The organism is Bacillus sp. GW821-FHT01G09, assembly GCF_059422205.1.
This window is the reverse complement of record NZ_JBWKWL010000001.1, coordinates 195,351-220,692: the sequence shown is the minus strand read 5'-3', so window position 1 is coordinate 220,692 and position 25,342 is coordinate 195,351. Positions and strand designations below refer to the sequence as shown.

The following is a 25,342-nucleotide window of genomic DNA, read 5'->3' as shown; positions in this document are numbered from 1 at the left end:
CTCCGGTCTTATATAAAAATCAATCTCTGATTCGTTTTGCATATCTTCCAACTTGTATAAGATGAAGACAAGGAAAACGAAAGGAGGATCTGCATGAAGATAAACAAGAAAACAATAGGCGGATTCTTATTAATTGTATTTGGGATCTCTGTCTTTTTTGGAGGAGGAAGCTTCGGCTTTATCATCCCGCTCGCCATCGGGGGCTTAATGACATACGCAGGAGTCAAAAGGTTTGCCGCGGGAAAAACCATCACGGGAATCATCGTGGGTGGTATCGGAGCCATTATGCTCATCTGCTCACTTCCGTTTGTCGTCGGAATCGCATTGGCAGCCGCTATGGTTTATTACGGCTGGAAGCTGATGAAAAACGGATCAGCTGATAACGGTGTATCATCTTTTGATCCTGAACCGGCTTCTGTTGCCTACCAATCTCACTTTGATGACGAATGGGAAGAATTTTTGAAGAAAAAATAATATCAATATATTAGGAGGAATCAGGTATGGTATTAAAAAGAATCAGAGACATGTTTGTTGCGTCAGTTCATGAAGGACTTGATAAAATGGAGAATCCAAAGGTGATGCTGAATCAATATGTACGCGATATGGAAAGCGACATCGCAAAAGCAAAGCAAACAATTGTGAAACAGCACACGATTGCCTATCAATTTAAGAAAAAATATGAAGAAGCCGCTGAAGTGGCTGGCAAACGGAAAAATCAGGCACAGCTCGCATTTGACGCAGGTGAAGAAGAACTGGCGAAAAAGGCGCTGACTGAAATGAAGTATTTAGAAGGGAAGGCGGCTGAGCATAAAGCTTCCTATGAACAGGCTAACAGTCAGCTGGCTGACCTGAAAGAGCAGCTGGCGGCACTTGAAACAAAGCTTCAGGACGTAAAGGATAAAAAACAGGCGCTGATTGCGCGGGCAAATGCGGCGAAAGCTAAAGAGCATATGAATACGACATTTGACAAAATTGACAGTGAAAGCGCGTATCGTGAATTTTTACGTATTGAAAATCGTATTGAAGAAATGGAAATCCGCGCGAATTATTCAAAGTCAGCGGAAGCCGGCACAGAACTTACACGTAAAGAATTCGCAGACGATGTGGAAGCGGAGATTGAAAAAATGCGGACACTTTCACTGCAAAAATCAGACCAGACAAAAGCGGCAAATGAATAAGCGGAACGGGGAAGGATTTGCGGTCAAGTCCTTCCCTTCCGCACGTATCAATTCGCAAGCTTTTCCTTTATAATAGAATGAATGAGAAGGATGAAACCGAATGAAAAAAATGCTTGGCAAACTGTTGATCACTGCCGGTATTCTGGTTTTTTTCGCCGTCGTCGTAAAAGATGTGTTTGCTGCAGGCCTGGGTTTCATAAATGGCACAGAAGCCGATTCAGCCAGCGCATCGCCGCGGGACATTGACAGCATGGTCATTGAGTCGGATAGCAAGGATGTCCGGATTATAGCGGAAGAACGAAGTGACATATCGGCAGGCATTTCAGGAGACTCAGGAAAGTTATTTGTTACTGAAAACAATAGAAAACTGGAGCTGACAGTAAAGGAAAAAGAATTTCAATTTTTGAATGGGTTTAACCGTTCAACTCTTATCGTCAGGCTTCCGTATGATTATAAAGGTGATCTGGCAGTACGAACCTCAAGCGGGGACGTGTCTGTGGCCGGAAATGACCATCTTGCGCTTTCCAGGCTGAACACAGTATCTGCGAGCGGAAATGCGAGCGTGACGGACGTCCGCCTTCAAGACCTGAAAGTGAAGGCGTCATCGGGGGATGTAACCATTTCAAATACCGTCTCCAAAACATCCGGCATTGATTTAGCTTCAGGGGACGCAAATCTGGTTCATGTATCAGGCTCTCTTGATGTGAAAATGACTTCAGGAGATTTTAATGCTGTATTGACAAAGATAACCGGCCCCGTATCTGTCACGCTGACAAGCGGTGATGCCAATCTAAGCCTTCCCAAAAACGGCAGCTTTACAGTCAAAGCGAAATCAGCGAGCGGTGACGTCAGTTCGCCGTATTCATTTGCTGATAAAGCACATAAAGAGCAGCATCACATCACAGGCACGCAAGGAAGCGGCCGGCATCCAATCGACATTAAAACGGACAGCGGGGATCTAGCGATACGGTAGCACCAGGCAGAAGAAAGGAGGCGGACACCAGGAATGACAAAAAAACAGCTTCTCGGATTGATCATTGCTTTATTCGGCATCAGTATGTTTTTGCAAATTATCGGAATAGGCGATCTGCTGTTTTGGCCGCTCTTTTTTCTGATTGCCGGCTATTTCCTTAAAAAATATTCCCGTGATTGGCTTGGCTCCGTCATGTATATCTTTGCCGCGTTTCTATTTTTGAAAAACCTCTTCAGCATCACCTTTAATTTATTCGGCTATGCGTTTGCCGCATTTCTAATTTACGCCGGCTACAGGCTTATCAAAGGGAAGCCGATATTTGAACCGAATGAGAAACAGGTCAATCTCAATAAAAAAGAACATCATGAGCCGCCAAAAGATGTAAAACATCCCGACATGCGCAGCTTTTTTATCGGAGAGCTGCAAATGATGAAGCAGCCGTTTGATCTGAATGATTTAAATGTCTCTGGTTTTATCGGTGATATCAAAATCGATTTGTCTAAAGCGATGATTCCCGAGGGAGAAAGCACAATCGTCATTAGCGGAGTCATTGGAAACGTTGATATATATGTACCATCGGACCTTGAAGTGGCTGTCAGCTCGGCTGTTTTTATAGGAGACATCAATCTGATCGGCTCGAAGAAAAGCGGATTAAGCACGAAGGTATATGCCGCGTCAACCGATTTCAGCGAGTCAAAGCGCCGGGTCAAAGTGTCCGTTTCCTTATTTATTGGTGATGTGGATGTGAAGTACGTATGAGAAAAAAACTGCTTGCCAGCCTCCAATGGCGCGCCATCCGCATGACAACGGGAATCAGCCTGCTCCTTTTTGCCTGCCTGATTTCCTTTATGATGTTTTACTATCGGCTCGATCCGCTTGTTTTGCTGTCATCAAGCTGGTTCGGAATTCCGTTTATCCTGATTTTGCTGCTGATCAGCGTGACCGTCGGTTTCGCCTCAGGGTATATGTACGGCAACCGGTTAAAGACAAGGATTGATACATTAATTGAATCCATTTTAACCTTTGAAAACGGCAATTTCGCTTATCGGATACCGCCGCTCGGTGATGATGAAATCGGCCTGGCCGCCGATCAGCTGAACGAAATGGCGAAGCGCGTGGAGCTTCAAGTCGCATCCCTGCAGAAACTTTCCAATGAACGTGCGGAATGGCAGGCTCAAATGAAGAAGTCGGTTATCTCAGAAGAACGCCAGCGATTGGCCAGAGATCTTCATGATGCGGTCAGCCAGCAGCTCTTTGCCATATCGATGATGACATCAGCCGTTCTGGAACATGTCAAGGATGCTGATGACAAAACAGTCAAGCGGATCAAGATGGTCGAGCATATGGCAGGCGAAGCCCAAAATGAGATGAGGGCGCTGCTGCTCCATTTACGGCCTGTTACCCTTGAAGGAAAAGGGCTGAAGGAGGGCCTTACGGAGCTTTTGGACGAGTTCCGAAAAAAGCAGCCGATTGATATTGAGTGGGATATACAGGACACAGCGATATCCAAGGGTGTTGAAGACCACTTGTTCAGAATCGTGCAGGAGGCCCTTTCAAACGTATTTAGACATTCAAAAGCGTCAAAAGTAACCGTGATTCTGGGCATAAAGAACAGCCAGCTCCGTCTGAAGGTGATTGATAATGGAAAAGGCTTCAAAATGGACCAGGTGAAAGCATCCTCATACGGATTGAATTCTATGAAAGAACGTGCAAGTGAAATCGGCGGGGTCGCCGAAGTGATTTCAGTAGAAGGAAAAGGCACCCAAATCGAAGTGAAGGTCCCGATTTTCCCGGAAGAAAAAGGAGAGAACGAACGTGATTCGAGTATTATTGATTGATGATCATGAAATGGTCAGAATGGGGCTCGCGGCTTTTTTGGAGGCGCAGCCCGATATTGAAGTCATCGGCGAAGCATCGGACGGCAGCGAAGGTGTTCGGCTTGCTGTGGAACTGTCGCCTGATGTCATTTTAATGGACCTTGTCATGGAGGGCATGGATGGCATTGAAGCTACAAAGCAAATTTGCCGGGAGCTTTCCGACCCGAAAATTATTGTACTCACTAGCTTCATTGATGATGACAAAGTGTACCCGGTTATTGAAGCTGGCGCGCTCAGCTATCTGTTGAAAACCTCAAAAGCGGCAGAAATCGCCGATGCCATCCGCGCCGCAAGCAAGGGAGAGCCGAAGCTGGAGTCAAAAGTGGCGGGAAAAGTATTATCCAGGCTGCGCCACTCAGGTGAAAACGCGCTCCCGCATGAATCGCTTACGAAACGGGAGCTCGAAATACTCTGCCTGATCGCAGAAGGAAAGACAAACAAAGAAATAGGCGAGGAACTGTTTATTACGATTAAAACAGTCAAAACACATATTACCAATATTTTATCAAAGCTGGATGTCAGTGACCGGACGCAGGCGGCGGTATACGCACATCGAAACCATCTCGTAAAATAGGCGGCTGCTATTTGTTGGCGCCTTTCGTTCCGAAGTCTCTGACAACCACATTGACCCGGTAGTCTATTTCCGCATTACTGAAATAATCATCATCCCATTTTCTTGAAATCTTTTTCCACTTTTGAGGATAATGAATTCTGACCTCGTTTCCCAGCCCGGTTACGTCCGCTTTGATCTCTTTCTGCAGCTTCTCTGTAATAAATGACGTTACTGTTTCGTGTACTCGTTTTTCGACTGTCTTTTCAATACTTTTAATATATGAATCCTTAAACGAATCTTCATTGGGATTCCAGTCCTCAGATAGACGACCTTCAATATTGCGGGTAACGGTGAATTTGAACTTTCCGTCCTTGTATGCCGTCTTGATCTTCCGATTGCTCGAATATACTTCATAAGAAAAGAGATGGCCATCGCGCTTCAAGTCAATGACGCCTCCTTCGACAGTGCCTGAAAATAAGTTGATATTTTGAATCTCAATCGGGGTGAGATCCCGGTGCCATAATTTGTTTTTGATGATAGAGGCTCCGTTTATCGCGAGCTTGCCGTTTTCTTTACCGACATGAGGGATGAGGAATGAATCGTCAGAGGTTAAGTGTTCTGAGATCTCCCCCAATGTAACTGGCTCCATCATTCTGATCGTCACCTTATTATTCTCTGTCAGATCATATATCACGTTGGATGCGGGTTCACCTTCATCATTCATTTTAAATATATCCTTAGTTCGGCCGTTGGTGATAAAGACGTAGGAACTCCTCCTTGTTCCGTTGTCTCTGACAAACTGGTTAATGATCGCGTCCATTCCAATTTGATCCGCAATCACGCTTTTGGAAAGCAGAATGAGACGCAAATGCTGTGAAAACGTAGGATTATGCTTTAATGCAGAGGTTCTCATCATTTGATGGACAGTTTCACCCTTTGTGATAGAAAGCTGTGTCGGGTCAGACGAAGAGCCCTCCTTGGCGCTGATTTTTTTCGGCACGAGAATTTGCTGTGTCAGCTCTAAATTTTCATCGTCAGGCTTGTCTAGCCCTACTCCGATCACTAAGCTTAATTCCTCGATATTCTCACTGTCCCAGCATCCGGACAGCAATAGGGTGCATATAAACATACATAAAATCCGGATTTTCATTTTGCTGTAATCCTCCTCTTGAGAGCTACAATGAAAAAGAGAATGAAGGGAAGCAGAAACAGGGAGACAAAAATATAGCCAAGATAATCGCTATACATCATGACTTGATTGGCGTCATCCGGCCAGAGAGAAAAATAAAAGACCGTTATGCCGATAATCACCATGCTTGTTTTAGTCGATAATCCGAATGTCTTCTTTAGCCCGTTAGCGGCAAAGTATCCGTAAATGACAAATGTGGTGAAAAACTGGATAATCCAGACCACCAGTAAAAACGATTCAAACCGTTCAATAAATATGCCTTTAAGCTCAAAGGACTGAAAGAGAGAAATAGTCGGCCAAATCAGCGTTTTTACCTCGGGAGCGGTCAAAGCTCCGACAACGATAATATACGTAAGGATATATAAGATAATCGGAATCAAAAATCCTAGAGACGCATATCTGAACATGTAGTTCTTTTTCTTCATATGTTCAGGAAGAAACAGCATCACTTCCATTCCTAAAAAAGAGATGGAAACGACGGTAAGGGAGTTTGCAACAGGTCCAAGGCCTTCACCTAAAACAGGACGCAAATTATTGATATCAAAAATTTTAAAACTGATCCCAAACACAACCAGCAAAATAATAATGGTTACCGTTAAATAAAAGGGAAACAGCCGCGACACATCACTTAAGCCCCCAACAATTAAATAAATACCGCAGCAAATAAACGTTAAAATAATGACTTGAATTGGGGTTCTCTCCAACAGGAAAAACTTCACCATTTCAGCCATTGCCCGGGTCTCGAAGCTGGCTACGCCGAGGAAATAGCCGCAGATCAAAAGGCCGATGATGCTGCCGATCCATTTCCCTAGCCCTTCCTTCAAATATTCAAAGAGTGAAGGGTATTGATGTTTTTTCTGAATGAGCGTGTTTAAATAAATGAAGAAAATAAAAATGAAACCTTCTAATATCAGCGTGATCCAGCCGTCAGGCGTATTAGCCTTAGTGGTCAGCGCTCGCGGCAATGTTAAAAGTCCGGCCCCAAGCATTGTATTTGCAACAATAGAAATACCTTGAAAGGTATTAAGTTTCAGTGGAGTCTGTTTTTGGCTCATTTGGATTATTCGCCTCTTTTGGTTTGTTTTTAATTGGGAGACGGATAATGGAGTCATCCGTATTTTTCAGGCTGAAGAATCCGTTTGGCGAAAAATACGGAGACCCAAAGCTCGTTTGTCTCGTTAAGTGCGTATAAACGACAAGCATAAATAAAATAATGCCGTATAGTCCTAAAATAGCGGCGGAAAACATCGAAATAAAACGCAGCACCCGGAAAGACAGACCCATTCCGTATTGAGGAACGGTAAAGGATGCCAGGGCAATGACACTGACGACAATGACCATAATCGAACTGACGAGATTCGCTTCTACAGCAGCCTGTCCGATGACCACGCCCCCAACGAGGCCGATCGTCTGTCCGAGCGGATTGGGGAGTCGCAGCCCGGCTTCCCTTAGCAGCTCGATGGTTACTTCCATCAGCAAGGCTTCAAATATCGGAGGGAACGGCACGTTTTCCCTGTTCGCCGAAATTGTAACGGCGAGCGCGGTCGGCAGCAGCCCCTGATGGAAGGAAACAAGTGCTATATAAATCGATGACAAAAACAAGGTGATAAAGATAGAAGCAAAGCGCAGCGACCGGATAAGAGATGCTGAAATCCAGCGTTCATAGTAGTCATCCGGGGATTGCATCAGGATGCCGAGAGAAACCGGCACCAGCAGCACAAATGGTGAACTGTCGACCAAAATTGCCACACGGCCGTTAAACAGGGCTGAAGATACTTTGTCAGGTCTTTCCGTATTTTGTATCTGCGGAAATGGTGAATATTTATTATCTTCAATGAGCTCCTCGAGCGTTCCGCTGTCCTGGATATCTTCCAGCTGGATATTTTTAAGCCGCGCCTTCACTTCTTTTATGACGGACTTTTTCGCTTTGCCCTCAATGTACATAATGGCTGCGGGCTTCAGCTTGTTTTCGCCGATCATGATTTTTTTGGTGATCAATTTCGGATGAGAGGTTCTTTGTCTGATCAGAGCGAGATTTGTATCAATATCCTCTACAAACGCAACTTTTGGGCCGCGTACCACTTTTTCAGTTGTCGGCTCTGTCAGGCTTCTTGTTTTTTTCTTTCCTGTGGTCAGAACATAGGCTTTATCCAATCCGTTGATAAACACAGCACAATTGCCGTTGAGAATCGATTCAATCGTTTTTTTTGCGGTTTCAATAGGTCTTGCGTCAAGCTGGTCAAGGCGTTTTTTGACCTGGTCAAGCGTTAAGGTCTCCTCATCTTTAATTAAAGTTTTAATGGCTTCTGACACCTTATTCTCATCAGTCAGTTCACTGAAATAGAAATAGTAAAAAACCAGTCCGTTCGCAAGCATTTTTTTGTTTTTCACCAGATCATCGTTTTCTTTTAATTTTGGCAGCACCAATGCTAAATTATCGTGTATATATTCCTTAAACTCTGTTTGTTCCAATGAGGTCACCTCTTATCCAAAACCTTAGTAGAGGTTATCTTTTCCTGTTAAAAAAATGATATACTGTGTTAGAGTATTTCATGGAGTAAGTTTTTTTATGAAAGCGGAGGATACGAAGTGGCACAGGTAAGGCTAGCTGGAAAACAAGAAGAAATTGAACAGCTCATTAGATCATTTGAACAGCATTATGATGTCTCTTATACATCAAAGGAGTACGGAAGGACGAATCCAAAATACAAATATTCAAAGGATTCCCGCGTATATCTTGAATTAAAATTAAAATCTGCCAAGATCGAAAAATAAAAAGGATTTTTTGTGTCATTGGCGAATTATGATCTATTGAAGCAACCGTTATGGAGGGATACATAAATGGAATACAGAATTGAACGAGACACCATGGGAGAAGTAAAAGTTCCTGCTGATAAATTTTGGGGCGCCCAAACACAGCGAAGCAAGGAGAACTTTAAGATCGGTTCTGAAAAAATGCCGATGCGTGTTGTGAAGGCGTTTGCAATCTTAAAACGAAGCACTGCTCTAGCTAATAAACGCCTCGGCAATCTGGATGCTGAAAAAGCAGAAGCGATTGCAGCGGTTTGTGATGATGTGCTCAAAGGCAAGTACGATGACAACTTCCCGCTTGTCGTATGGCAGACCGGAAGCGGCACACAAAGCAATATGAACATGAACGAAGTGGTAGCCAACCGTGCGACTGCTTTATTAAAAGAGAAGAACTCTGATCAAACGATTCATCCAAATGATGACGTGAACCGAAGCCAAAGCTCAAACGACACATTCCCGACTGCGATGCATGTTGCCGCTGTTTTGGCTGTTTACGAGCAGCTTGTGCCGGCGCTTGATCAGCTTCGCAATACACTGGATGAAAAAGCAAAAGCATACAATGATATTGTCAAAATCGGACGCACGCATCTTCAGGATGCTACGCCACTGACCCTCGGACAGGAAATCAGCGGATGGGTTCACATGCTGGACCGTTCGAAGGAAATGATTTTGGAAGCGACAGATAAAATGCGTGCGCTTGCAATTGGTGGAACGGCTGTCGGAACGGGTATCAACGCCCACCCAGAGTTTGGAGAGCTTGTCTCAGAAGAGATCACTAAGCTGACCGGCCAAACGTTCAGCAGCTCGCCGAATAAATTCCACGCGCTGACAAGCCATGACGAAATCACTTATGCGCATGGCGCATTAAAAGCGCTTGCGGCTGACTTAATGAAAATCGCAAACGATGTCAGATGGCTCGCAAGCGGACCTCGCTGCGGCATCGGGGAGATCGTCATTCCTGAAAATGAGCCGGGAAGCTCCATTATGCCTGGTAAAGTCAACCCGACACAAAGCGAAGCGTTAACAATGATCGCAGCGCAAATCATGGGGAACGATGCGACAATCGGCTTTGCGGCAAGTCAGGGGAACTTTGAACTGAACGTGTTTAAGCCTGTTATTATTTACAACTTCCTGCAATCTGTGCAGCTGCTCAGTGACGGCATGAATTCATTCCATGATAAATGTGCTGTCGGTATTGAGCCTAATAAAGAAACCATTCAGGAAAACCTGTCAAATTCATTAATGCTTGTTACGGCGCTGAACCCGCATATCGGTTATGAAAACGCGGCGAAAATCGCCAAGCTTGCCCATAAAGAGGGATTGACGCTCAAAGAAGCAGCTTTGAAGCTTGAATTGCTGACAGAGGAGCAATTTAACGAAATGGTTAAGCCGGAAGACATGGTAAAACCAAAGGCGTAATAGAAAGAAAGACGGCTGCTTTTTAAGCAGCCGTTCTTCTAAATATGTTGCTGTTTTAATAAATATTTAAGCTGTTCCGCATCTTTGGCGAGAGCTTCAGACTCCGTCAGATTATGAATCATTCCTTTAATGATCACAAGCTTCGGTGTTTTTTTCTTCATTTCTGCTTCAAGTATGTCCAAGCTCTCCGATAATTCAAGAGAGGAGTTTGTGTTTAAGCTGTTAATTTTGTCACGTAGGCTTTTCACAATCGATTCAGTCAGCGGGTCAGGCCGTCCGTGCGTAAGAGGCCCGAATAAAGAACTCGCTTCTTCCAATGTAATGAAAGGCTTATCGTTTCGTTCAGACATGCCTTTTACCATATCATCTATTCGATTCATAATGATATCAGCTAATTGAGACGGCTTCACAGTGTACCCGAGCAAAATCATGCATTCCAGGTAAATCTGGCTGATGCCCTCTATTAAAAAACAAAGCTCAGCAGTGTACGGTTCCGCTTTTTTTCCATAGATGTTCAGCAGGCTGTCGATATGAAATTGAAGTGAGGACTGGCGGATTTTTTTTGCGCATTGCTCCACTTCTTCTGTGTAAGGCAGAGAACCTTCCTTCAACTGCATACTGATAAAATCTTTGTGTTCAAGAATGTTTTCATAGAGGACGGTCAGCTGTTTACGGTAAGCCGTTCTGGGGCTGTCGCCCTTCGTTTTAATATTTAAAATTCGGGTAAACGTTTTATCATAATAGTAGTTCAGCATAGAGAGAAGAAGCGCTTCTTTCGAAGGAAAATAAATATAAAAAGCGCCTTTAGATATTTTGCATTCTTTTGCGATTTCCTGAACTGATGTTGAGTTGTATCCTTTTTGGGCAAATAGTTTTAAGGCTGTTTCAATAATCAGTTTTTCTTTTTCCTTCAATGGTTCCACCCTTTCGGAGCCCGGAGGCCTGCTAGGATATGACCATATAGTCACACCGTCTGTTATAAAATTAACCTTATTGTAACTTGTTTTTTTATCATGTATTATTTATATTATAAATTGAGATGACCGAATGGTCAAAGCTCAAGCGAAAGGGTGAATCTAGAATGAGAGAATTGGACGAAATGATCAGCCGCTTGCGAAACAGAGGAATCAAAGTGGAGAAAGTCAAATATCCGAAGCAGACCTTGTCAGAGAAAAAATGGGTTCATCAATGCAAACAGCCGCTCAAAACAAATTACAGAGATTTTAACGGCTATTCTTTCACATAAAAAAATAGACTGCAAAACATCTACAGTCTATTTTGGCACTGCTATGCGGTATGTTACACCCGTTTTGTCATTTTCAATTGAGATAGATGCCTTATGAAGAGTTAAAATTCGTTTTACGATGCTTAGACCAATGCCGAATTCGCCTTTCTTCCCTTTATTAAAAGGCTCATAGAGGCTGGAGAGCATCTCATCTTCAATATGCGGACCGTCATTTTTAATGGTGATCACGATATTTCGATCATCTTGTTTCATGCTGATTTCTATTTTTGTCTCAGCATAGCGGATTTGATTTTCCAGAATGTTTTCGAGGAGTTTGTTCCATTGCTCCGGATCGCCCGGCATCAAAATATCCTCTTCTACATCAATTTCCCACGATAGTTCTTTCCGCGCCCACTTCAATCGTTCGATGACTTCTTCTGTCACTTCCACAATACTGAACATGTCGTGCTGCACTTTTTGCTTCGCTAAATAATCCAGCTTCGTTAAATATAATAAATCCTTTATTTTTTTCTCCAGCTTAAGAGCTTCGCATTCAATAACATCTACAGTGTTTTCAAGGTCTCCTTTAGGAAAAATCCCATCTTTAATTGATTGTGTATAGCCTCTGATGACCATGACCGGCGTTTTTAAATCATGAGAGATATTTTGCAATAGAGTTCTTTCTGTTTCATCCTTTTGCACAAGCTTTTGGCGCATCTCTTCGATGGTATGGCCCAATTTGCCGATTTCATCTTTCCGGTCCACTTTTACTGGGTCATCCCAATCCTGTTCAGAAATCCGTTTGACGTGTTTTTCAAATGATACAAGAGGCCTTGATAAATACTTTGCAAGCCAAATAGCCGGAATCCAGCTTAATAAAATGACGACAGCTATAATAAACAGAAGCTGTTTGAACAAGGTATAGGCCAAATCGTCCCGATAAGAATCAAGCGCGTAAGAGAGCATCATCGCTGATTGTCCATTGACGGAAAGTCCCTTTTTAATGACAAAAAACACTTTCTCTCCATTGACGTCGGCGCTGTAACGTTTCTTTTTAGCTTCCTGCTTATCAGCCAGCTTGTACACCTTGTGGATAAATGAAGATGACAGAATGCTTAAATCCTTGTCTGAAGAAGCCTCTTCATTTTCAGGAAGGAGCACGTGCTGTACGGAGCGGACAGTTGTCGGCGCCGTCGCTTCCTCGCTGTAATAGCGCCTTTCAATCGAACCTGGCAGGCGGTACTCTGTCAGAACATGCTGCTCATTTTCAATCGTCGTATACGTTTCATTAGTGAAAAAATCTCGCAGCGTGTTTGAAAATAACACAAGCAGTAAAATCGATATTGCTAACAGGATGCCGGATATGACAACCCATATCTGAAACGCGAGCGGCTTGTTTTTCATGATGACATCATCCTGTAGCCGAAACCGTAAATCGTCTCCACCTTCAATTCAGGCATCTTTCTGCGCAGTCTCCGGACGAGATCATCAACGACCCGGTCTGTTCCGAAGTAGTCATGTCCCCACACTTTTAGGAGGATATCCTCACGAGAGTACGGATGCCCTTTATGATGGATAAATAATAGCAGCAGATCAAATTCCTTTGACGTCAAATTGATAATATTCCCGTTTTCGTCATAGACCTCGCGGGCGTCTTCAGCGACCCGATACGAGGAGACGGCAATTTCATTTTTTTGTACAGGAGGAGCTTCCTTATATACGAGCTGCAGCAGCTTTTGCACACGGATAATCAGCTCCCGCGGCAGAAACGGCTTTGAAATGTAGTCATTGCTGCCAAGCTCTAAGCCAAGCACTCTGTCAATATCCGCATCTCGGGCGGAAATAAAAATGACCGGCACGTCAGGATCTTTCGCCTTGATTTCTTTTATTAATGTATAGCCGTCGGTATCCGGCAGCATGATATCGAGAATCCATAGGTGGGGAGACGGTGTCATTTTCTTTCTGGCGTCTTCACCTTTCGTAAAAGATGTAATGTTCCAGCCCTCATTCTCTAAATACTTCGTCAGTAGTTCATTCAGGTTATCCTCATCTTCAACTAGATAAATGGTGTATGACAAGGCTCTTCACATCCTTTCAACGTCATTATAAACTAGTTTTAACATACGGCAGGCAATTTTCATAATTTCACATATTCTTTTCATTTTTATCCCACAATGTTTGTTTATGATATGTATAAGGGAAGAAAGGAAGAGAAAAAGAGCGAGGAAGATGTAGGATGATCAAACATATTCTATTTTGGTGCTTTGCTTTTCTCCTCATTATTGGGACAATTGAACTTGTACATGCGATGAATATGTAACGATAAATGAATAACCGTTAAAGGAGTGTAAGAACATGGATTATCGACGTGATGGCCAAAACGATCAACATCAAACTGAACCTTCACATACAGAACAGCAGAATACAGAAAACCAGAAGCTGATTGGACATTCTGAACAAGAATTGCTTGACGCGCCTGTGTCGTATGAAGCGGGACGGCAGGAAACGGCTTCTGCTTTAGAAATGGAAAAGCAAGAAACGGCTGTGAAAAAAGAAAAGAAACGGAGAGCCGCATGGCTGAGCCCGATTTTAGGCGGTATTATCGGCGGGGGCCTCATGCTTGGCATCGCGCCTTATCTGCCGTCAGACCAAAATCAGGCGACCGAAACCGCTTCCGCAAATAAACAGGTGCAGTCTGATAATTTTACAACGGCGCCGATAACGAACGCATCAAACATCGCTGATATGGTAGAGGATTTAGAGCCTACGATTGTCGGAATCTCAAATATCCAAACCTCTCAAAATAACACATTCGGCACGGGAGGAGGCTCCAGCTCAGAAAGTGAAAGCGGAACCGGGTCAGGTGTTATTTTCAAAAAAGACAGCAATAAAGCGTATATCATTACAAACAACCATGTCGTTGAAGGCGCGAACAAGCTGACTGTTACGCTATACAACGGAGAAACGGAAACTGCCAAGCTTGTCGGCAGCGATACCATTACTGATTTGGCAGTTTTGGAAATCAGCAGCAAGAACGTCAAAAAAGTGGCGAGCTTTGGTGATTCTTCACAGCTGCGCACTGGCGAAAAGGTAATCGCTATCGGTAACCCGCTCGGACAGCAGTTTTCCGGTACGGTGACACAAGGCATCATTAGCGGACTGAACCGGACAATTGATGTGGATACAACACAAGGGACGGTGGAAATGAACGTGCTGCAAACCGATGCAGCGATCAATCCGGGGAACAGCGGAGGCCCATTAATCAATGCAAGTGGCCAGGTCATCGGCATCAACAGCTTGAAGGTGAGCGAAAGCGGCGTGGAATCACTTGGATTTGCGATCCCAAGCAATGATGTCGAGCCGATTGTTGACCAGCTGCTGCAAAACGGGAAGGTGGACCGTCCGTTTTTAGGCGTGCAGATGATTGACATGTCACAAGTTCCTGAAACCTATCAGGAAAATACGCTCGGCCTGTTTGGAGATCAATTGGGCAAAGGTGTTTATGTAAAAGAAGTTCAAGCAAATTCACCGGCAGAAAAAGCAGGTATTAAATCTGAGGATGTCATTGTCAAACTAAACGGTAAAGACGTGGAAAGCAGTGCGGATATCCGTCAGATCCTTTACAAAGACTTAAAAGTCGGAGATAAAACAACAATCCAAGTGCTGCGAAAGGGAAAAACGAAAACGTTGAACGCGACACTGACCAAGCAGACAGAAAGCAGTTCAAGCTAAGAAAAAAACAAAAAGCTGAACCCAAAATAGGGTTCAGCTTTTTTTATCCTAAGTAAGAGGAAAGCATCCACACTTGTTTTTCAACTTCTTCAATTAATCCGACAAACAAGTCCGCTGTCGCATTGTCTTGATTTTCTTCAGCCAGGCCGATCACGAATTTAGATTCGCTGCTGATTTGTTTGTAGTCGTTTACCAATGCTTGTACCATTTCTGAAGCTGATGTTTCGTTTCCGCCGTCTGTGATAGATGCATGCTCAGTGTATTCTTTCACTGTGGCAACAGGCTGTCCGCCAATCGCCAGCAGGCGCTCAGCGATTGTATCGACTGTTTCAGCCGCATGGTCATAAAGTTCTTCAAATTTCTCGTGCAATGTAAAGAAATGAGGCCCTTTCACATACCAATGGAAACGGTGGAGCTTAGAGTATAAAAGAAACCAGTTTGATAATTGTGTGTTCATTGAATTCTCAACTAATGTTTGATTTGTTTTTGCATTTTCAGTTTTCATAAGATAACGTCCTCCTTGTGATCTGTTGATTTAATTATACCATATACTAAATAAAAATCAATACTAAATTATAATAATTATAATTTAGGTTATTTGAATAGCTTTTTCTTCAGGATAGACTCCCACGCAGACCAAGGAAAAAGCGATCGGAATAGCAGGGTGAGCTTGATGCCCTTTCCGATCGGGTATCGCAATTTCTTTATGTGCTGTTTTGTTGCCAATTGATAAATGAGGTCGGCAACCTCTTGGGGATCTCCGCTTTCTTCTCCATTTTTTTGAACATAGGAAAGGATCTTTTTATAGTATTGATGATAGGCTGAATCGTCAGCAGGCACCGACATAAAATTTGATAATGACGTTGACCAGATCGATGTCTTGTATGAGCCCGGCTCGATCAAAGCGGTTTCGATACCGAACGGAAGCAGCTCGATACGCAGGCTTTCAGAAAAACCTTCCAATGCATGCTTGGAAGAAACATATGGCGACAACGCTGGGAATCCGGTCAGTCCGCTGATGCTGCTCACGTTTATAATCTTTGCGCCACCATGCTTTCTTATGTAAGGCAGAACGGTTTTTGTCACATGGATCACACCGAAGACATTCGTTTCAAATTGTTGTCTGAAATGTTCCATCGGCACATCCTCGATAAATCCTCCATAAGCTGTTCCGGCGTTGTTAACGAGTAAGTCGATCGGGGCGTAAGCACTAACGGCTTTTCCGAATGAGACTATAGATTGTTCATCGGTGACATCGAGAGCTGTAATGTGAATAGAATCAGACACATTGTGTGCTGCAGCCAATTCTCGAAGCTGTTCCGCTTTTTCAGGCTGTCTTGATGTGGCTATCACGAAAAATGATCGGGCAAGCTTTACAGCTGCCAGCAGACCGAAGCCGCTGGAGGCTCCCGTTACGATTGCTATTTTTTTATTCATCCTAACCCTCCTATTAAACTGCTACAGCTATTGTACAATCCTGAACAGGAAATGACGTCTGTAAAAGAAATTTTTATACAATAATTCAGAATTGTTCTATAATAGAACGAAAGAAGGAAAGGGGTTTTGTGATATGGCGCTGCAAGGGGTAGGCCAAAGATGGGATCTTGATTCATTTTTTAAGGGCGGGAGCCAATCAGAAGAATTCAAAGGATATATTGAGAAGCTGTCACAAAGTCTGTGTGCATTTCAAGACAGGACTGATGCGTTTCAGGTGCCTGAATCGCCTGAAGAGGCTGAAGGGCTGACCGCGTTGCTTGATTTATTCGAACAGACATCCGTCAAGCTTCAGCAGGCTGGCGCTTTTGTTGCTTGCCTCCAGGCCCAGAATATCAATGATCAAAAGGCTATAGAGCATCAGGCACTCATGAACCGGCTTTCCGCAGATTTTCAATCGTCGCTCGTTACATTAGATCATAAACTTGTGGACATTGATCAAGACGTGTGGAATGAATTGCTAACAAAACCGGGATTGCGCGATGTATCTTACATATTAAATGAAAGAAGACAGAGGGTTGCCGAAAAGCTTAGCCCCGGTAAAGAAAAACTGATCGGGAACCTTGCCGTGGACGGATATCACGCTTGGAGTGACTTATACAATATGGTTGTCGGGAAAATGACGATCCCGTATGAGGAAAACGGTGAAAACAAGCAATTGTCTGTCGGTCAGGCGGAGAATATGATGGACCATCAAGACCGTACTGTCAGAAAAACAGTATATGAACGTTTCCGCCAAGCTTGGGAGAGTAAGCAAGATATTTTCAGCAGCACGCTGAATCATTTGGCGGGATTCCGGCTTGAAACCTATAAAGCGCGCGGTTGGGAGAATGTCCTGAAGGAACCGCTGCAAATTAACAGGATGAAAAAAGAAACACTTGATACGATGTGGCAGGTCATCACTGAAAACAAGAAGCCGTTCGTTCAGTTTTTGAACCGAAAAGCATCCATGCTCGGCCTTGAAAAACTCAGCTGGTACGATGTCGAGGCACCGATCGGTTCTGACGGAAAGGTCTATTCGTATGATGAAGCCGCAAATATCATTACCAGCCAGTTTTCAACGTTTGGCAAAAAACTGTCCTCATTCACTGAAAAAGCCTTTCGGGACGGCTGGATTGAGGCGGAAGACAGGAGTGGAAAAAGAGTCGGCGGCTTTTGCACCAGTTTTCCTGACAGCGGGGAATCCCGAATTTTCATGACATTTTCGGGCAGCGCCTCAAATGTCTCTACTCTTGCGCATGAACTCGGGCACGCGTTCCATCAGGAAGCAATGCTCGACGTCAGGCCGTTAAACCGCTCCTATGCCATGAACGTTGCAGAAACAGCTTCAACGTTTGCAGAGATGATAGTGGCGGACGCGACTGTCCAGCAGGCCGAGACCAGGGAAGAAAAGCTTGTTCTTCTGGAGGATAAAGTGCAAAGAAGTGTTGCGTTCTTCATGAACATTCACGCAAGATTTCTATTCGAAACGAGATTCTACGAGGAACGAAAGCGGGGAGTGGTACCGGCCAGCCGCTTGAATGAGCTGATGGAAGAGGCACAAAGAGAGGCATACTGCAATGCGTTAGAAGAATATCATCCGCTTTTTTGGGCATCAAAACTTCACTTTCACATCACGAGGGTGCCGTTTTACAATTTCCCTTATACATTCGGCTACCTGTTTTCTCTTGGCATTTACGCGCTGGCGCTTGAAGAAAAAAACGCATTCGAAGAGAAGTATATGGCGCTATTGCGAGATACGGCTTCTATGACAGTGGAGGATTTGGCGATGAAGCATTTGGGCGCTGACATCACGAAGCGCGATTTCTGGGAGAATGCCATCAAGCTGGCTGTGCGTGACGCCGAAACCTTTTTACAAATGACCGAATCTTAAAGAAAAAGCCGTGGCGTTAAATGCCCCGGCTTTTTCAATTCTTCTCTGAATGAGGATTTCATTCTCTGGATATACCTAAAATAAATGGAATCCTACAGGGGGGAAACATATGCATTTGGTCAGAGCAGCCGGGGCTGTATGTCTCGCAGTGGTTCTGATTGCGGGCTGCCGTCTCAATGAAGACCAGCAGCAGGCAGAAGGAGAAAATACAGCCGTCACCCAGCTGAAGTCCGTTCCCTACAGCAATTTCTCGCTTCGTGTGAGCTACGGGGATGGTGAGCATAACCGTTATGAAGGAATCTATACAAAGAACGGGACTCAGGAAAAAGCGGAAATACAGGATAAGCTCTCCGGTGTCAATCAGGAAGGAGAAGAAGCATTGGATGAGATGAAAATGATTTTGAGCGAGCTTTCCGTGACAGACCAAATGGCTGAAACAGAAGTGATACACAGTGTGCTGGCAGCATTTAATCTGGACAGTCATTATGATCATATCGATTTAAAATTGAAGCTGAAGGACGGCTCCATCAGAGAAATCAAGAAGTAATCTTGTGATAAAAAACCCATAAACGTCAATTATGTCCATAAAACTAATTGAAAATGATTTTCAAAGTCAGTGTTTTCTGCTACAATGAGGGATATATGACCATATCAAATGGCTGAATATCGGAATCACTTGCATTGATGACAATTGACTTAAAAGCATGTATATAGAAAACGTGCAATACATAGTGCTGCTAAAAGCCAGCAAAAAGGAGCGGTTATGGGTATGAGTGCAATTTCTACAGAAACGCTGAGCTTAGGATACGGGGATGCCGTTATTATTGATGAGTTGAATTTAACAATTCCCAAAGGTGAAATTACCGTATTTATTGGCAGCAATGGCTGCGGAAAATCGACACTTTTACGTTCATTAGCGCGCCTGATGAAGCCGAGAGGCGGTTCAGTGCTGCTGGAAGGAAGAGCCATTGCCAAGCTTCCGACGAAGGAAGTCGCAAAAGAGCTCGCAATCCTGCCCCAAGGTCCTTCGGCTCCAGAGGGGCTGACGGTGCATCAGCTGGTGAAGCAAGGAAGATATCCTTACCAAAACTGGCTGAAGCAGTGGTCAAAAGAGGATGAGGAAGCAGTTGAGAGAGCGCTTAAAGCAACAAAGCTTGAGGACATGGCTGACCGCGCCGTTGATTCTTTGTCAGGTGGACAGCGCCAGCGGGCTTGGATCGCGATGACGCTTGCCCAGGAAACGGATATCATCCTTCTAGACGAGCCGACGACGTATTTAGACATGACGCATCAAATTGAAATTCTTGATTTGCTGTTTGAGCTGAATGAAAAGGAAGACCGGACGATTGTTATGGTTCTCCATGACTTAAACTTGGCGTGCCGCTATGCACATCATCTTGTGGCCATAAAAGACAAACGGATTTATGCAGAAGGCCGTCCGGAAGAGGTCATCACTTGTGATCTTGTGCAAAATGTGTTTTCTATGAACTGTCAGGTTACACAGGACCCGCTCTTCGGAACGCCTCTTTGCATTCCTCATGGCAGGGGCAGATGCATTGTCCAGGAAGCGGCTTTCACATCACATGGATAAATAACGCAGCGAAGGAGCTTTCAATTGAGAAAGCTCCTTGCTGTTTTTTCGAAAGGAAGATGGAAAATGGAACAAAAACTTCAGGAGCAGCTTGATGGATTGCTGGAGAAGTATACTGAGCTTCTGCTTGGTGAAACAAACGATGAGCTAAAAGAAGAAGTGAAGCAATGGATTTTGTACACCCATATAGCCAAAAGCATGCCTCCGCTCGCTAAGCATTGGAATGCGACATACCCCGACGCAAAGCAGGGCATTAAAGAGATCATTCAGCATATTAAGGAATTAAATGAAGCGCATCGAAACAAACAATAGCCAAAAAGCAGTCTGTTCATTATAGCAGACTGCTTTTTTGTGATTCAGCCGTTTTATCTGGCGTAAAGGAATCCATAAAGGTTCTCAGCGCGCTGCTGATAAACGAATCTTTTCGAACAATAAATTCTGTTTTCATCTGGCTGAGAGCTTCAGGCAGCGGGTACAATCGAATTGATCCTTCTGCTTCATGTTTCTGCACAACCGTTCTTGGCAGCAACGAGATGCCAAGACCTGCTGTAACCCCGCCGATAATTGCTTCAAGCGTCCCAAATTCCATAATGACTGGCTGTGTGACACCGACGGAGCGCAGCCATTTTTCAAGTGTTTCTCGATACGAACAGCCTGTGCTGTAAACGAGAATCGGCTTTGTGATGGCTTCCTCAACATCGGGCACGGAGGCAGCCGAAACAACTACTGGTTCTTCCTCAAACGCAGGATAGGATTCGAGCTCAGGATGATGGCATTCGCATCCGATAAACGCGCCATCCAATTCATAACGAAGAACTTTATCAAGGAGAAATTGCGTATGTCCTGTTGTTAAAGACAGCTGGACGTTTGGATGTTCTTCATAATAAGATGCCAGGAGCTTTGGAAGCCTTACCGCGGCTGTTGTCTGAGTGGAGCCGATCATAAGCGGCCCGCTTGGTTCTGCGGAGGATGAGAGCGCTTTAGACGCTTCATCAAGAAGGCCGATAATTTTATTTGCGTAGTCCAGCAGCAACTTTCCGCTTGCGGAAAGAGTCATGCCCCGATTATGGCGCAAAAACAGTGTGGTACCCAGCTCAGCTTCCAATTGTTGAATTCTGGCCGTGACATTCGATTGTACATAGCCAAGCTGCAGGGCTGCTTTCGTAATGGTCCCTTCACGAGCTACCATTTGAAACACACGTAAATCTCCGCTTTCCATTTTGAACTCCTCCGTTCGTTTGCTATCAATCTGAGTGATATCTAGTATCTTTAACAATCATTATACGTAACATCAAAGCTGGATTACAATGGAAGCAGAAATATACTTTAGTCAACAGCAAGGAGTGGCGGCAATGAATGTCTTGAACAAAATAGCTCTCGTAACGGGGGGCGGCACAGGAATCGGAAAAGCAGCCAGTATGGAATTGGCAAAGCGCGGGGCGATTGTGGCGGTGAATTATTCACGCTCGCAATCAGAAGCGGAGGAAACAGTGGAAATGATTCAAAAAGCTGGCGGGCAAGCCTTCGCCATCCAAGCAGATGTATCCAAAAACAGCGACGTGCAGGATATGATTCAAGCAATCGTGAGCACACACGGCACGGTTGATATTTTAGTCAACAATGCCAGCATTACACGGCATATTCCAATGGATGATCTTGAGGCTGCGACAGAAGACGTCTGGGATGAGCTGTATGCCGTCAATGTGAAAGGGATGTTTTTTTGCGCGAGAGCAGTGGTTCCGTTCATGAAGAAAAGCAAGGCCGGGGCGATCGTAAACGTCGGCAGCATCGCAGGGATAACTGGTGTCGGCTCATCTATGCCTTACGCAGTATCAAAATCAGCGGTGCACGGTTTAACGAAATCATTGGCCCACGCCTTAGCGCCTGAAATCAGAGTGAGCGGTGTAGCACCAGGAGCTGTGGCAACGAGATGGTGGGCCGGACGGGAAGAAAAAATGAAAAGCATGATCGGCTCTTTGCCGCTGCAGTGTATTGCTGAACCAGATGATGTTGCCAAATTGATTTGTTCACTAATTGAACAGGAATCACTCACAGGCCAAATTATCACAATTGACAGCGGACAGACGCTGTAAAGAAAGGGATGCGGGGAGATGCCATTTGTACAGATTCATTTACGGTCGGGAAGAAGCGAAGTGTGGCTTCAAAAACTGAGCAGGACTATCCACCAATCGATGATTGAAGAAATCAATGTGCCGGAAGATGACTATTTCCAAGTCATCAGACAATATGAAAAAAGCGAATTTTTTTATGATCCATTTTATCTCCAAGTCGAGCGTACTGATGAACTGATATACATTCATTTTACACTGAAACAGTCAAGAACAACTGAACAGAAAAAAGCACTTTACCGCTCAATCGCGAGCCGGATTCATTCCGAGCTTGGTGTAAGAAAAGAAGATGTGTTTATCATGCTGGCCGGAAATCAGGCTGAGGATTGGTCTTTCGGAAATGGAAGAGCCCAGATGATTGAATAAAAAACCCCGCGGATTGATACCCGCGGGGTGCTCTATTAATGGGAAGGTGATTCAACGGCTTTTGCCGCTTTCTCTTTTTCTTGTTGGTCTTCCGTTTTCTTATTTGATAGCTTGATAGGTTTTAAGAACAAGGTGAATACGGCTCCGACTGCGATAAAGATCAGGCCTGTATAAAACACGCTGTGGAGCGAATCCATCAACGATGTTTTTAAAATCGGCACAATATGGGATGAGAAAGCCGCAGGGATTTGTTTGACTGCGTCCGGACTGAACAGTGATTGCAGCAGCCCTTGCGGATTTGTATCAATCATACCCTTTAGCTGGGCGGCAAACGAGCTTGCCTGTGCCGGAAGAGAGTCTAAATATGGCACCAATTTATCTGTTAATAGATTTCCTGATCTCGCATTCATTACGGCTCCCAGCATGGTAATGCCGAATGTTCCGCCGATAGAACGGAAGAATTGGCTGGATGAAGTGACAACTCCAAGCTCCTCCTTCGAAAAGCTTTCCTGTAAAGCCAATGTCAGAATCGGCATAACAAGACCCATTCCCAGACCAATAATCGCCATAAAAGATGTAGCGACAAGCTTGCTCGTGTCGAGATCCAATGTCGTTAACAGCAGGAATCCGCCGGCCATAACCAGCATGCCTGTAATGATTTGCGGTTTAATCCCAATTTTATAAACAAGCTGTCCGCCGATGATACTTGTGATAATCATAGAAATCATCATCGGTGTCATAATTGTACCCGATTCAGACGCACTTACACCGACAATTCCCTGCATAAAGAAAGGAACAAACGTAATGGCGCCAAACATACCGATACTCATAAAGAAGCCGATCAAGTTTAGAAATGTAAATGTTCTGTTTTTAAATAAATACATTGGCAGGATTGGCTCTTTTGCTTTTGATTCTACGATGATAAAGCTGACAATGCCGATCAGTGCGAGAGCGAACAACCCAAGAATCTGCCATGAATCCCATGCATAATCTTTTCCGCCAAAGCTTAAGGCGAGCAGGAGGCTGACCACACCGACAATCATTGTGAAAATACCAGCGATATCGAAGTTGATCGGACCAGTCTGCTGGCGTCCCTGTAATCCTCTGGCAATAAAAATAACCGCAATAATTCCGACTGGCAGGTTAATATAGAAAACCCATTTCCAGTTTAACGAGTCTACAATCCAGCCGCCGATTTGCGGCCCAATCACTGAAGCCAGCCCGTAAATTGCGCCAAAGACACCTTGGAATTTAGCACGCTGTTTTCCTGTGAATAAGTCACCGATAACAATCATCGCCATCGGCATCATGATGCCTCCGCCGATTCCCTGCAGTCCACGGAAGATAATCAATTCTGTCATGTTGTTGGCCATTCCGCACAAAGCAGAAGCTGCCATAAAAATAATCAAACCTGATACATAGACAATGCGGCGTCCCAATAAATCAGCCAGTTTACCGGCAATTGGAACAATGGTTGTTGATGTTAACAAATATGCAGTTGTCAGCCAGGTCATCATGCTCAAACCGCCCAGATCACCGACAATTTTCGGCATGGCCGTTCCGACAATGGTACCGTCAAGGGCTGAAAAAAACATGGCAATAATTAAGCCTGTTATTAATAACGTTCGTTTTGATTGTTTGCCTTCTTTACTCATTTTCATCCGTTTCCTCTTTTCATGTTTTGCTTTCATCCGTTTCTGCTGCTGCTTGTGCGAGCTTTGCTGTAATATGCGCCGCCTGCAGCATCTCCTCCTCCGTCAAAAAGGAAAGATAGCGCGCCATAATGGCCTTTCTGCCTGCCAAAATCTCCTCGAACTTTCTGTCTCCTTCGTCAGTAAGACTGAGATCAATCACTCGCCTGTCTTTTGTGTTGTGTGTTCTGGCGATAAGATTTTTTTGTTCAAGGCGATCTGCCATCAGCGTCACCGCGCTTGGCTTTACCTCCATACGCTCGGCAATTTCAGAAATTTTGAGGCTGCCGTGTTTCTTTAGGCTGGCCAGCACAAACAGCTGCGCTGGGGTGACACCTTGTTTCTCCATGCTTTCCAGCATTTCAGGCTGTATCTGTTGAAAGAGCGCCTGAAGCGATAATTGAATATCGGACATTAACTGATCCGCACTCTTCATATTCATTTCCCCTCTGTTACATACACTGTATATATATTTTGATAACAAAATAGTTAATGCTTATTAAATATAAATAAGCGTAAATGAAAAGTCAACTGATTTTACACAAAAAAAGGATAGATGCCTGAAAGAACATCGTATCCTTTTTACTGATATTGTTATTGCTGATAAGGAGACTGCTGCTGAATGGTCTGCTGGAATTTTTGATAGGACTGCTGCAGCTTTTGTGCATCCTCCGCTTCAACAGAATACCATCCATATTGGAACATGAGATCATATAGTTTTCTTTGCGCTTTTTGTGACTCATCAAAAATGGATTGAATATCCTGATAAAGAGACTCGTGGCTGAATTCGTGCAAGGCAGTGCAATAAGCTGTTGTCATGTATTTTTCGGTTGTCAGCAATTCGTTGACGAAATCTCTGTCATTCATTTCCGATGTTGTCGGTACAGGTGTCTGCGGATTGCTGATTTTTTGATTTTGCTGATTCATTCTGGCGCCTCCTTATTGGATGTAGCCGGACTGCTGCTGGCCTGGCTGCAGGTGCTTTAATATTCTTTGATAGTGATCATGATGCATGTGTCCGATGCGGTCGAGTTCTTGCTTTAACGTTTGATCCTGGCACTGCTGCGCCATGAAATGCGCTTTTTTCATCGCGAGCAAATTCCAGTTCAGCATGTCATTGAGATACAAATGATCCTTTGTCGAAATAACGGAAGGCGGCATTTGAGATTGCTGCTGATTATCCATTGTGATCCTCCTTTGGTTTCTGTTCATTTTATAGTTTCCTTCAGACTGGGAGTTAT

28 protein-coding genes and 1 pseudogene are annotated in these 25,342 nt (G+C 44.2%); 16 read left to right on the top strand and 13 right to left on the bottom strand.

Going from position 1 to position 25,342, the window contains the following annotated elements; all coding sequences use genetic code 11:
• Positions 1-93: 93 nt before the first annotated feature.
• The 6 genes from liaI to liaR all read left to right on the top strand — a co-directional run bounded on the left by liaI (position 94) and on the right by liaR (position 4,602).
• Positions 94-474 (top strand): cell envelope stress-induced membrane anchor protein LiaI, encoded by a 381-nt coding sequence (liaI, locus tag AC07VD_RS01140; RefSeq protein WP_042974723.1) that lies wholly within the window; start codon positions 94-96, stop codon positions 472-474.
• Positions 475-500: 26 nt separating this feature from the next.
• A complete protein-coding gene (gene liaH, locus AC07VD_RS01135; RefSeq protein WP_003243047.1) occupies positions 501-1,178 on the top strand; it encodes a stress responsive protein LiaH in 678 nt (225 codons plus the stop codon).
• Positions 1,179-1,278: 100 nt separating this feature from the next.
• Positions 1,279-2,151, top strand: coding sequence for a LiaG family protein (gene liaG, locus AC07VD_RS01130; protein WP_124059078.1), 873 nt, complete (start codon positions 1,279-1,281; stop codon positions 2,149-2,151).
• 33 nt (positions 2,152-2,184) lie between these two features.
• Positions 2,185-2,910 carry a cell wall-active antibiotics response protein LiaF gene (gene liaF, locus AC07VD_RS01125; RefSeq protein WP_003242605.1) on the top strand — a complete coding sequence of 242 codons (726 nt, stop codon included), beginning with the start codon at positions 2,185-2,187 and terminating at the stop codon, positions 2,908-2,910.
• Complete coding sequence (gene liaS / locus AC07VD_RS01120) at positions 2,907-3,989, top strand: two-component system sensor histidine kinase LiaS (protein WP_049139671.1); 1,083 nt, start codon at positions 2,907-2,909, stop codon at positions 3,987-3,989. The genes liaF and liaS overlap by 4 nt, the downstream gene beginning before the upstream one ends.
• Positions 3,967-4,602 carry a two-component system response regulator LiaR gene (liaR, locus tag AC07VD_RS01115; RefSeq protein WP_123373831.1) on the top strand — a complete coding sequence of 212 codons (636 nt, stop codon included), beginning with the start codon at positions 3,967-3,969 and terminating at the stop codon, positions 4,600-4,602. The genes liaS and liaR overlap by 23 nt, the downstream gene beginning before the upstream one ends.
• 7 nt (positions 4,603-4,609) lie before the next feature.
• Here the strand turns inward: liaR and gerAC are convergent, their stop codons facing one another.
• Genes gerAC through gerAA form a run of 3 tightly spaced genes read right to left on the bottom strand, consistent with a single transcriptional unit; the run spans position 4,610 to position 8,242 of the window.
• Positions 4,610-5,731: a spore germination receptor protein GerAC gene (gerAC, locus tag AC07VD_RS01110; RefSeq protein ID WP_124059076.1), complete on the bottom strand. Its 1,122-nt coding sequence runs from the start codon at positions 5,729-5,731 to the stop codon at positions 4,610-4,612.
• On the bottom strand, positions 5,728-6,825 hold the full coding sequence (gene gerAB, locus AC07VD_RS01105) for a spore germination receptor protein GerAB (protein ID WP_160831970.1): 1,098 nt from the start codon (positions 6,823-6,825) through the stop codon (positions 5,728-5,730). The genes gerAC and gerAB overlap by 4 nt, the downstream gene beginning before the upstream one ends.
• A complete protein-coding gene (gerAA, locus tag AC07VD_RS01100) occupies positions 6,794-8,242 on the bottom strand; it encodes a spore germination receptor protein GerAA (protein ID WP_160831971.1) in 1,449 nt (482 codons plus the stop codon). Before gerAA ends, gerAB begins: the two co-directional genes overlap by 32 nt.
• Positions 8,243-8,359: 117 nt before the next feature.
• On the opposite strand from gerAA, the gene AC07VD_RS01095 reads away from it, so the two are divergent.
• Positions 8,360-8,545 carry a YvzF family protein gene (locus AC07VD_RS01095; RefSeq protein WP_003244599.1) on the top strand — a complete coding sequence of 62 codons (186 nt, stop codon included), beginning with the start codon at positions 8,360-8,362 and terminating at the stop codon, positions 8,543-8,545.
• A gap of 66 nt (positions 8,546-8,611) precedes the next feature.
• Positions 8,612-10,000: a class II fumarate hydratase gene (gene fumC, locus AC07VD_RS01090; RefSeq protein WP_003228523.1), complete on the top strand. Its 1,389-nt coding sequence runs from the start codon at positions 8,612-8,614 to the stop codon at positions 9,998-10,000.
• A gap of 38 nt (positions 10,001-10,038) precedes the next feature.
• Here the strand turns inward: fumC and AC07VD_RS01085 are convergent, their stop codons facing one another.
• Positions 10,039-10,914 (bottom strand): TetR/AcrR family transcriptional regulator, encoded by an 876-nt coding sequence (locus AC07VD_RS01085; protein ID WP_064671601.1) that lies wholly within the window; start codon positions 10,912-10,914, stop codon positions 10,039-10,041.
• Positions 10,915-11,081: 167 nt separating this feature from the next.
• Here AC07VD_RS01085 and spxO point away from each other — a divergent pair, with 167 nt between their 5' ends.
• Entirely contained in the window at positions 11,082-11,246 is a 165-nt protein-coding gene (gene spxO, locus AC07VD_RS01080) for an anti-adapter protein SpxO (protein ID WP_003221681.1), read from the top strand.
• Positions 11,247-11,273: 27 nt separating this feature from the next.
• Here spxO and cssS read toward each other — a convergent pair whose 3' ends face one another.
• Both cssS and cssR read right to left on the bottom strand, forming a co-directional pair.
• Positions 11,274-12,629: a two-component system sensor histidine kinase CssS gene (gene cssS, locus AC07VD_RS01075; protein ID WP_003228527.1), complete on the bottom strand. Its 1,356-nt coding sequence runs from the start codon at positions 12,627-12,629 to the stop codon at positions 11,274-11,276.
• Entirely contained in the window at positions 12,626-13,303 is a 678-nt protein-coding gene (gene cssR, locus AC07VD_RS01070; protein ID WP_003228529.1) for a two-component system response regulator CssR, read from the bottom strand. The genes cssS and cssR overlap by 4 nt, the downstream gene beginning before the upstream one ends.
• 277 nt (positions 13,304-13,580) lie before the next feature.
• Here cssR and htrB point away from each other — a divergent pair, with 277 nt between their 5' ends.
• Entirely contained in the window at positions 13,581-14,957 is a 1,377-nt protein-coding gene (htrB, locus tag AC07VD_RS01065; RefSeq protein ID WP_015251256.1) for a serine protease Do-like protein HtrB, read from the top strand.
• 43 nt (positions 14,958-15,000) lie between these two features.
• Here htrB and mrgA read toward each other — a convergent pair whose 3' ends face one another.
• Complete coding sequence (gene mrgA, locus AC07VD_RS01060; RefSeq protein ID WP_014477938.1) at positions 15,001-15,462, bottom strand: metalloregulation DNA-binding stress protein MgrA; 462 nt, start codon at positions 15,460-15,462, stop codon at positions 15,001-15,003.
• Positions 15,463-15,551: 89 nt separating this feature from the next.
• Positions 15,552-16,394, bottom strand: coding sequence for an oxidoreductase (locus AC07VD_RS01055; protein WP_029725911.1), 843 nt, complete (start codon positions 16,392-16,394; stop codon positions 15,552-15,554).
• A 133-nt stretch (positions 16,395-16,527) separates the two neighbouring features.
• On the opposite strand from AC07VD_RS01055, the gene AC07VD_RS01050 reads away from it, so the two are divergent.
• From AC07VD_RS01050 to AC07VD_RS01035, 4 genes are all read left to right on the top strand, one after another.
• Positions 16,528-18,324 (top strand): M3 family oligoendopeptidase, encoded by a 1,797-nt coding sequence (locus AC07VD_RS01050; RefSeq protein ID WP_494721601.1) that lies wholly within the window; start codon positions 16,528-16,530, stop codon positions 18,322-18,324.
• Positions 18,325-18,433: 109 nt separating this feature from the next.
• Positions 18,434-18,871 carry a YusW family protein gene (locus AC07VD_RS01045; RefSeq protein ID WP_017696422.1) on the top strand — a complete coding sequence of 146 codons (438 nt, stop codon included), beginning with the start codon at positions 18,434-18,436 and terminating at the stop codon, positions 18,869-18,871.
• 216 nt (positions 18,872-19,087) lie between these two features.
• The gene (locus tag AC07VD_RS01040) at positions 19,088-19,915 is read left to right on the top strand and encodes an ABC transporter ATP-binding protein (protein WP_010886609.1); all 828 of its coding nucleotides are present in this window, start codon (positions 19,088-19,090) and stop codon (positions 19,913-19,915) included.
• Between the two features lie 24 nt (positions 19,916-19,939).
• Positions 19,940-20,227: a YusU family protein gene (locus AC07VD_RS01035; protein ID WP_003228549.1), complete on the top strand. Its 288-nt coding sequence runs from the start codon at positions 19,940-19,942 to the stop codon at positions 20,225-20,227.
• A gap of 19 nt (positions 20,228-20,246) precedes the next feature.
• Here AC07VD_RS01035 and AC07VD_RS01030 read toward each other — a convergent pair whose 3' ends face one another.
• Positions 20,247-21,134 (bottom strand): LysR family transcriptional regulator, encoded by an 888-nt coding sequence (locus AC07VD_RS01030; protein ID WP_015714676.1) that lies wholly within the window; start codon positions 21,132-21,134, stop codon positions 20,247-20,249.
• Positions 21,135-21,267: 133 nt separating this feature from the next.
• Between AC07VD_RS01030 and AC07VD_RS01025 the strand changes: the two genes are divergently transcribed.
• Complete coding sequence (locus AC07VD_RS01025) at positions 21,268-22,008, top strand: SDR family NAD(P)-dependent oxidoreductase (RefSeq protein WP_124059063.1); 741 nt, start codon at positions 21,268-21,270, stop codon at positions 22,006-22,008.
• Positions 22,009-22,026: 18 nt separating this feature from the next.
• Complete coding sequence (locus AC07VD_RS01020; RefSeq protein ID WP_029318438.1) at positions 22,027-22,410, top strand: tautomerase family protein; 384 nt, start codon at positions 22,027-22,029, stop codon at positions 22,408-22,410.
• A 35-nt stretch (positions 22,411-22,445) separates the two neighbouring features.
• Here AC07VD_RS01020 and mdtP read toward each other — a convergent pair whose 3' ends face one another.
• From mdtP to AC07VD_RS01000, 4 genes and pseudogenes are all read right to left on the bottom strand, one after another.
• Complete coding sequence (gene mdtP, locus AC07VD_RS01015) at positions 22,446-24,071, bottom strand: multidrug efflux MFS transporter MdtP (RefSeq protein ID WP_015384597.1); 1,626 nt, start codon at positions 24,069-24,071, stop codon at positions 22,446-22,448.
• A pseudogene (mdtR, locus tag AC07VD_RS01010) lies at positions 24,068-24,537 on the bottom strand (MarR family transcriptional regulator MdtR). The gene mdtP and the pseudogene mdtR overlap by 4 nt, the downstream one beginning before the upstream one ends.
• Positions 24,538-24,695: 158 nt before the next feature.
• Positions 24,696-25,028, bottom strand: a complete 333-nt coding sequence (locus AC07VD_RS01005; RefSeq protein WP_003222766.1) for a spore coat protein — start codon at positions 25,026-25,028, stop codon at positions 24,696-24,698.
• Between the two features lie 12 nt (positions 25,029-25,040).
• Entirely contained in the window at positions 25,041-25,286 is a 246-nt protein-coding gene (locus tag AC07VD_RS01000; protein ID WP_014480799.1) for a hypothetical protein, read from the bottom strand.
• Between the last annotated feature and the right edge of the window lie 56 nt (positions 25,287-25,342).

What these genes read in the sequence shown, in the direction of transcription:
- liaI (WP_042974723.1), top strand. Translation starts at nt 94, where the DNA reads ATGAAGATAAACAAGAAAACAATAGGCGGATTCTTATTAATTGTATTT.
- liaH (WP_003243047.1), top strand. Translation starts at nt 501, where the DNA reads ATGGTATTAAAAAGAATCAGAGACATGTTTGTTGCGTCAGTTCATGAA.
- liaG (WP_124059078.1), top strand. Translation starts at nt 1,279, where the DNA reads ATGAAAAAAATGCTTGGCAAACTGTTGATCACTGCCGGTATTCTGGTT.
- liaF (WP_003242605.1), top strand. Translation starts at nt 2,185, where the DNA reads ATGACAAAAAAACAGCTTCTCGGATTGATCATTGCTTTATTCGGCATC.
- liaS (WP_049139671.1), top strand. Translation starts at nt 2,907, where the DNA reads ATGAGAAAAAAACTGCTTGCCAGCCTCCAATGGCGCGCCATCCGCATG.
- gerAC (WP_124059076.1), bottom strand. Translation starts at nt 5,731, where the DNA reads ATGAAAATCCGGATTTTATGTATGTTTATATGCACCCTATTGCTGTCC.
- gerAB (WP_160831970.1), bottom strand. Translation starts at nt 6,825, where the DNA reads ATGAGCCAAAAACAGACTCCACTGAAACTTAATACCTTTCAAGGTATT.
- fumC (WP_003228523.1), top strand. Translation starts at nt 8,612, where the DNA reads ATGGAATACAGAATTGAACGAGACACCATGGGAGAAGTAAAAGTTCCT.
- spxO (WP_003221681.1), top strand. Translation starts at nt 11,082, where the DNA reads ATGAGAGAATTGGACGAAATGATCAGCCGCTTGCGAAACAGAGGAATC.
- cssS (WP_003228527.1), bottom strand. Translation starts at nt 12,629, where the DNA reads ATGAAAAACAAGCCGCTCGCGTTTCAGATATGGGTTGTCATATCCGGC.
- htrB (WP_015251256.1), top strand. Translation starts at nt 13,581, where the DNA reads ATGGATTATCGACGTGATGGCCAAAACGATCAACATCAAACTGAACCT.
- mrgA (WP_014477938.1), bottom strand. Translation starts at nt 15,462, where the DNA reads ATGAAAACTGAAAATGCAAAAACAAATCAAACATTAGTTGAGAATTCA.
- AC07VD_RS01055 (WP_029725911.1), bottom strand. Translation starts at nt 16,394, where the DNA reads ATGAATAAAAAAATAGCAATCGTAACGGGAGCCTCCAGCGGCTTCGGT.
- AC07VD_RS01050 (WP_494721601.1), top strand. Translation starts at nt 16,528, where the DNA reads ATGGCGCTGCAAGGGGTAGGCCAAAGATGGGATCTTGATTCATTTTTT.
- AC07VD_RS01045 (WP_017696422.1), top strand. Translation starts at nt 18,434, where the DNA reads ATGCATTTGGTCAGAGCAGCCGGGGCTGTATGTCTCGCAGTGGTTCTG.
- AC07VD_RS01040 (WP_010886609.1), top strand. Translation starts at nt 19,088, where the DNA reads ATGGGTATGAGTGCAATTTCTACAGAAACGCTGAGCTTAGGATACGGG.
- AC07VD_RS01030 (WP_015714676.1), bottom strand. Translation starts at nt 21,134, where the DNA reads ATGGAAAGCGGAGATTTACGTGTGTTTCAAATGGTAGCTCGTGAAGGG.
- AC07VD_RS01025 (WP_124059063.1), top strand. Translation starts at nt 21,268, where the DNA reads ATGAATGTCTTGAACAAAATAGCTCTCGTAACGGGGGGCGGCACAGGA.
- AC07VD_RS01020 (WP_029318438.1), top strand. Translation starts at nt 22,027, where the DNA reads ATGCCATTTGTACAGATTCATTTACGGTCGGGAAGAAGCGAAGTGTGG.
- mdtP (WP_015384597.1), bottom strand. Translation starts at nt 24,071, where the DNA reads ATGAAAATGAGTAAAGAAGGCAAACAATCAAAACGAACGTTATTAATA.
- AC07VD_RS01005 (WP_003222766.1), bottom strand. Translation starts at nt 25,028, where the DNA reads ATGAATCAGCAAAATCAAAAAATCAGCAATCCGCAGACACCTGTACCG.
- AC07VD_RS01000 (WP_014480799.1), bottom strand. Translation starts at nt 25,286, where the DNA reads ATGGATAATCAGCAGCAATCTCAAATGCCGCCTTCCGTTATTTCGACA.